Below are 6,089 nucleotides of genomic sequence, written 5' to 3'. Positions count from 1 at the left end.
AGTCTTGGGGCTTCCCCGCCGCCATACGTACGCGTGATCTCTCACCAGGTCATTCGACGGCCAGCAGGCCCTCCCGCAGCCGCCCGGTGATCCGGGACAGCAGCCGCGACACATGCATCTGCGAGACGCCCAGTTCCTGCCCGATCTCCGACTGCGTCATCTCCGCACCGAAGCGCATCTGGAGAATCCACTTCTCGCGGTCGTCCAGTTCGTCGATCAGCGGCTTGAGCGCCTGCACGTTCTCCGCCGCCTCCAACTGCGCGTCGAGCGCGCCGAGTCGGTCGGACAGCGGGGACGAGGACTCGGCGGTGTCGTCCGTCGGCATGTCGATCGAGCCGGCGGTGTAGCCGTTGCTCGCGACGACGCCTTCGATGATCTCGTTCTCGTCGAGGTCGAGGAACGCGGCGAGTTCGGCCGTCGTCGGGGCGCGGTCCAGCCGCTGCGACAGTTCGTCCGTCGCCTTGGCCAGATCGATCCGCAGCTCCTGAAGCCGGCGCGGCACATGCACGGCCCAGCTCGTGTCACGGAAGAAGCGCTTTATCTCACCGACGATGTACGGAACGGCGAACGTCGCGAACTCCACCTCACGGCTCAGCTCGAAGCGGTCGATCGCCTTGATCAGGCCGATGGTGCCGACCTGGACGATGTCCTCCATCTGGTCCGAGCGGTTCCGGAAGCGCGTCGCCGCGTACCGCACCAGGGCCAGGTTCAGCTCGATCAGGGTGTTGCGGACGTACTGGTGCTCGTGCGTGCCTTCTTCCAGCTCCGCCAGCCGGACGAAGAAGATCCGCGAAATCTCCCGTGCGTCCTTGGGTGCCACATCCCCGGGGCTCTCCACGTACGGGAGTCCCAGCTCCGCCATGTCGGCCTGGTGGGTTCCGTACCGCGTGCTGTCGGTCGGGACTGTGCTCGCCGTGGACACTGTGTCCTCCCCTGCTCTGTTGGACAGTGCACAGCCCGTGTACCCAGACCGAACCCAGTCATGTCACCCGGATCCCGACCGGGATATGCCACGTCCCGGTCGCCGCGACCGCGACAACCGGGACGGCGTCCCCCGTACGACGGAGAAATACCTGGTCGGGCGGGGTACGAGCCGTTGGGCCACCCCCGCCGTGGAGACACTTCGGCGCGGCCGAAAAAGTCTCACGAACCGGCCTGATCCGAACGGCGGGTCCTAACTCCAGCTCGCGTGGAGGGGCTTGCCCTCGGCGTAACCCGCGGCGCTCTGCACACCGACGATCGACTTCTCCGCGAACTCCTCCAGCGAGTTCGCCCCGGCGTAGGTGCACGCGGACCGGACCCCGGCGATGATCGAGTCGATGAGGTCCTCGACACCCGGCCTCGACGGGTCCAGGAACATCCGCGAGGTGGAGATGCCCTCCTCGAACAGCGCCTTGCGGGCCCGGTCGTACGCCGACTCCTCGCTCGTACGGTTGCGCACGGCGCGTGCCGACGCCATGCCGAAGGACTCCTTGTAGAGCCGTCCGTCGGCGGCCTGCTGGAGGTCACCGGGCGATTCGTACGTACCGGCGAACCAGGAACCGATCATGACGTTCGACGCGCCGGCGGCCAGGGCCATCGCGACATCGCGCGGGTGGCGGACACCGCCGTCGGCCCAGACGTGCTTGCCGTACTTCTTCGCCTCGGCGGCGCACTCCAGCACGGCGGAGAACTGCGGCCGCCCCACGCCGGTCATCATGCGGGTGGTGCACATGGCGCCGGGGCCCACACCGACCTTGATGATGTCCGCGCCGGCCTCGATGAGATCGCGTACGCCCTCGGCCGCCACGATGTTGCCCGCGACGATCGGCACCTTCGGGTCGAGCGCCCGGACGGCCCTGATCGCCGTGAGCATCGACTCCTGGTGGCCGTGCGCGGTGTCGACGACGAGCGTGTCGACGCCCGCGTCGAGGAGCTGCTTGGCCTTGCCTGCGACGTTGCCGTTGATACCGACGGCGGCGGCGATACGGAGCCGGCCGGCCGCGTCGGTGGCCGGGGTGTAGAGCGTGGCGCGCAGCGCGGCCTTACGGGTGAGGATGCCGACCAGCTTGCCCTCGGCGTCGACGGCCGGGGCCAGCTTGCGGTTGGCGCCGTCGAGCCGGCCGAACGCCTCGCTCGGGTCGATGTCGGCGTCGATGAGCAGCAGGTCCTTCGACATGACCTCGGACAGCTGGGTGAAACGGTCGACCCCGGTCAGATCGTGGTCGGTGACGATCCCGACGGGGCGCAGGTCCTCGTCGACCACGACTCCGGCACCGTGCGCCCGCTTGGGCAGCAGGGAGAGCGCGTCGCCGACGGTCTGCGTCGGAGCCAGGACGATCGGGGTGTCGAGCACCAGATGGCGCGTCTTGACCCAGGAGACGACCTCGGTGACGACCTCGATCGGGATGTCCTGGGGGATGACGACGAGCCCACCGCGCCGGGCGACGGTCTCGGCCATCCGGCGGCCCGCGATCGCCGTCATGTTGGCGACGACGAGGGGGATGGTGGTGCCGGTGCCGTCGGGTGCGGCGAGGTCGACGCCCTGCCGGGAGCCGACGGCCGAGCGGCTCGGCACCATGAACACATCGTCGTACGTCAGGTCGTACGGCGGCTTCAGATCATTGAGGAAACGCATACCGACTCTCTCACCTGCGGTTCTACGGAAAGGGCGGGTGGGGAGTCAGCTCCGACCGGTGACGGTCCCGGCTGCGGCTCCTACGTCATCATCGCCGATGGCACGCGTTTCTGGCGAACCGGCGGAGTGCTTTCCGTACCGGCGGAGCGCTTTCCGTACCATCGGCCGACGGAGGCCGGGAGCGTTCGTAGCTTCGGCCGAGAACACCTGGGCAGGGCTGCCCGGCCGCGTACCTACTCGCTGTCCGGGTCCGTGCGTTCCAGGGCCGGGCGCGGGCCGGGCTCGAAGTCGCGCAGCAGGAAGTCGGCGGCCGCGGTGTCGGTGACCAGGCTCGTGACGAGTCCGGATCTCAGTACGGCTCCGATGGCCGCGCCCTTGCGCTGGCCGCCCGCGATCGCGACGACCTCGGGGATACGGCGCAGCCGGTCGGCCTCGACGGTGATGCAGCGCTCGCCCAGGTCACGTCCGACCCGTCGGCCCTCCGCGTCGAAGAGGTGCGCGGACATCTCGGCCTCGACGCCGAGGGACGCGTAGTGCGAGCGCTCCTCGTCGGTGAGCATGTCGTGGACCGTGGAGATGCCCGCCTCCCAGGAACCGATGGAGACGGCGGCGACGGTGACCTTGTCGAAGTACTCGAAGGCGCGGGCGATACCGGGCTGTGCGCGGAGCGCGGCGGCCGTCGCCGGGTCGGGCAGCAGCATCGGGGCGTAGATCGGGTGGGCCTCGCCGCCGGAGACCTGGGCGGCGCGCCGTACGGCCTCGACGGAGCCGCGCTCGGCGGTGCCCGCGTCGTACACACCGGTCAGCTGGACGACGGTGCAGGGCGGCAGACGGTCGAGGGCGGCGGCCATATGGATGGTGGAGCGGCCCCAAGCGAGTCCGAGGACGTCGCCCTCGACGACCAGCTCGCCCAGAAGGTCGGCGGCGACCTCGCCGAGGTTCTCGGGGTCGGGCGACTCGTCGGCCGCCTCGGCGGGCGACTCCACGACGACGGCGTGCCGCAGGCCGTACCGGGCGCGCAGGGCGTCGGAACGCTCGGCGTCCAGCTCGGAGGGGACGCGGATCTCGATCCGCACGAGGTCCCGTTCGAGCGCGGTCTCCAGGACCCGGGCCACCTTGAAGCGGCTCACGCCGAACTCCTCGGCGATCTGGATCTTGGACTTGCCCTCCAGGTAGAAGCGGCGGGCCATCGCCGCGGCCTGCACCAATTCCGCGGGTCCCATGCGCAGGGCCGGGCGACCCGCCGACATACCAGACACCGCGATCTCCTCACTGCTGTTCACACTCTGGACGCGCTCTCATCCTGTCAGATTCGGCGGTCCTTGATCAGCCCGGTTGGGCGGCGTTCATGAAGCCGTGGCCCGGTGGCCGCGTGGTGTTGCGCCTCAGTGGGCGCAGGCCCAGCCGGCCGAGGCGATCGCCTCGTCGGCCTGGTGGCGCAGCATCCGTACGGCGGCGGCCGGGTCGTCCGTCCCGTACACCGCCGATCCCGCGACGAAGACGTCGGCGCCCGCCTCGGCGCACCGTTCGATGGTCTCGGCGGAGACACCCCCGTCGACCTGGAGCCACAGCTCAAGGCCGTGCTTGGAGATCAGCTCCCTGGTGCGCCGGATCTTGGGCAGCATGATGTCCAGGAACGCCTGGCCGCCGAAGCCCGGCTCCACGGTCATGATCAGCAGCATGTCGAGTTCGGGGAGCAGGTCCTCGTACGGCTCGACGGGGGTCGCGGGCTTCAGCGCCATCGAGGCGCGCGCGCCCTTGGCGCGGATCTCGCGCGCCAGCCGTACGGGGGCCGCCGCCGCCTCCGCGTGGAAGGTGACCGAGCCGGCTCCCGCCTCGACGAACTGCGGTGCCCAGCGGTCGGGCGCCTCGATCATCAGATGGCAGTCCAGCGGGGTCTCCGTCGCGCGGGCGAGCGCTTCGACCACCGGCACGCCGAGGGTCAGATTGGGCACGAAGTGGTTGTCCATGACATCGACGTGGAGCCAGTCGGCGCCTTCGGCGGCTTTCGCCTCCTCGGCCAGACGGGCGAAATCGGCGGACAGGATGCTGGGGTTGATCTGAGCCATGTGCCAAGCCTGCCATGCTCCGGCCGACTTCCCCGCCGCGATGCGCGTCATCGGGCCGGGGGGACGGGAACAGTCCGCGCAATCCTCGTAATCCTCGCGATTTTCGTCCCCGCGCTCGATCCGCGTGATTTCGATCCGCGTGATTTCGGTCGTCGCGATTTCGGTCGTCGCGATGTCGATCGTCGCGATGTCGCCGGGTCCGACGGCTCTCAGTCCTGGGCACCTTCCGCTGCTCGCTGATCCGCTTCCTGAGCGGCCATGACCTCGTCGCCGTGCTCGAAGGCCCACGCGCCGAAGATATCGATGGGTGTCAGCAAGCTCCGTCCCAGATCGGTCAGTCGGTACTCGACCCGTGGTGGTGCGCCCGGATGCGCGTGCCGCTCCACCAGTCCGTTGAACCGCAGGCGCCGCAGCGTCTCGGTGAGGACCTTGGAGCTGATGCCCCCGATGCGCTCGCGCAGTTCGACGGGGCGCCGGGGACCGTCACGGAGTGCCCAGAGCACCACGGCGTTCCACGTGTTCGAGAGCAGGTCGAAGGCGAGGCGGGCTCGGCAGTCGGCGAGAAGGATGTCTGCGGTCACCTACCGAATGGTGCCCGACGGGCCGCCTAGCGTCGTTCGGGACGGTCAGGAACGGCCGTCGCCGGAGCGAGGCGTGGAAGGGAACATGCGATGAGAATCGGCGTGCTGGGGACGGGCAACATGGCGGACGCGCTGGCCACCCACTGGGCGCGGGCGGGCCACGAAGTGGTCATCGGCGGACGGGACTTGGCCAAGGCGGAGCGGCTGGCGAGCCGTATCGGGGAGGGTGCGAAGCCCGCCGGCCTGCGTGCGGCGGCCGAGTTCGGCCAGGTCGTACTGGCCGCGCTGCCGTTCGGCGTGGTGACGGACGCGGTACGGCAGCTGCGGACGGAGCTGACGGGCACGGTGCTGCTCGACTGCACCAACCCGCTCGGCGAGGGCTTTCGGCTGCTGACGGACGGGGGCCGCTCGGGCGCGCAGCAGATCGCCGCGGCGGCGCCGGAAGCGCAGGTCGTCAAGGCGTTCAACCTCTGCCACGAGGACGTGTGGCGCATGCGGCCACCCGTATTCGACGGGCGGCCGCTGGCCGTTCCGATCTGCGGGGACGACGAGGAAGCCCTGGCGCGCGTACGGGAGTTGGTACGCGACGCGGGCTGCGAGCCCCTGAACGGCGGCGGTCTCGACCGGGCGGGGCTCGTGGAGGCCACCGCCGCACTGTTCATCGCGCTGTGGGTCGAACAACGGGCGGATGCCCAGGCGATCGCGCCTCCGCTGGCGTACGCGGCCGGACCGGGTCGCGAGCGGGCGGTGGACGGGGAGGCGGGGCGCGGCGGGGACGTGTCTGACGAATAGCGCCGTCCGCCGCCCGGAGGGCGGGCGCGC

At 70.2% G+C, this 6,089-nt stretch carries 6 protein-coding genes; 1 reads left to right on the top strand and 5 read right to left on the bottom strand.

Going from position 1 to position 6,089, the window contains the following annotated elements; genetic code table 11:
* Positions 1 to 49: 49 nt before the first annotated feature.
* The 5 genes from ACFUN8_RS25565 to ACFUN8_RS25545 form a co-directional block, all read right to left on the bottom strand.
* Positions 50 to 922, bottom strand: coding sequence for an RNA polymerase sigma factor SigF (locus ACFUN8_RS25565; RefSeq protein WP_383641942.1), 873 nt, complete (start codon positions 920 to 922; stop codon positions 50 to 52).
* 252 nt (positions 923 to 1,174) lie between these two features.
* Positions 1,175 to 2,617, bottom strand: coding sequence for a GuaB1 family IMP dehydrogenase-related protein (locus tag ACFUN8_RS25560; protein WP_383641939.1), 1,443 nt, complete (start codon positions 2,615 to 2,617; stop codon positions 1,175 to 1,177).
* A 233-nt stretch (positions 2,618 to 2,850) separates the two neighbouring features.
* A complete protein-coding gene (locus ACFUN8_RS25555) occupies positions 2,851 to 3,900 on the bottom strand; it encodes a sugar-binding transcriptional regulator (RefSeq protein WP_383641936.1) in 1,050 nt (349 codons plus the stop codon).
* A gap of 102 nt (positions 3,901 to 4,002) precedes the next feature.
* Positions 4,003 to 4,686 carry a ribulose-phosphate 3-epimerase gene (gene rpe, locus ACFUN8_RS25550; protein WP_383641933.1) on the bottom strand — a complete coding sequence of 228 codons (684 nt, stop codon included), beginning with the start codon at positions 4,684 to 4,686 and terminating at the stop codon, positions 4,003 to 4,005.
* 209 nt (positions 4,687 to 4,895) lie between these two features.
* The gene (locus ACFUN8_RS25545; protein ID WP_383641930.1) at positions 4,896 to 5,267 is read right to left on the bottom strand and encodes a winged helix-turn-helix transcriptional regulator; all 372 of its coding nucleotides are present in this window, start codon (positions 5,265 to 5,267) and stop codon (positions 4,896 to 4,898) included.
* 90 nt (positions 5,268 to 5,357) lie between these two features.
* On the opposite strand from ACFUN8_RS25545, the gene ACFUN8_RS25540 reads away from it, so the two are divergent.
* Positions 5,358 to 6,059 (top strand): NADPH-dependent F420 reductase, encoded by a 702-nt coding sequence (locus ACFUN8_RS25540; RefSeq protein ID WP_383641927.1) that lies wholly within the window; start codon positions 5,358 to 5,360, stop codon positions 6,057 to 6,059.
* Positions 6,060 to 6,089 lie beyond the last annotated feature (30 nt).

The organism is Streptomyces sp. NPDC057307 (genome assembly GCF_042667665.1).
Taxonomy (GTDB): Bacteria; Actinomycetota; Actinomycetes; order Streptomycetales; family Streptomycetaceae; genus Streptomyces.
The sequence above is the reverse complement of the archived record's forward strand: the minus strand, read 5'-3'. Positions and strand labels throughout refer to the sequence as shown.

Excerpts from the sequence above, each read along its gene's own strand:
- ACFUN8_RS25560 (WP_383641939.1), bottom strand. The coding sequence starts at position 2,617 with ATGCGTTTCCTCAATGATCTGAAGCCGCCGTACGACCTGACGTACGAC.
- rpe (WP_383641933.1), bottom strand. The coding sequence starts at position 4,686 with ATGGCTCAGATCAACCCCAGCATCCTGTCCGCCGATTTCGCCCGTCTG.
- ACFUN8_RS25540 (WP_383641927.1), top strand. The coding sequence starts at position 5,358 with ATGAGAATCGGCGTGCTGGGGACGGGCAACATGGCGGACGCGCTGGCC.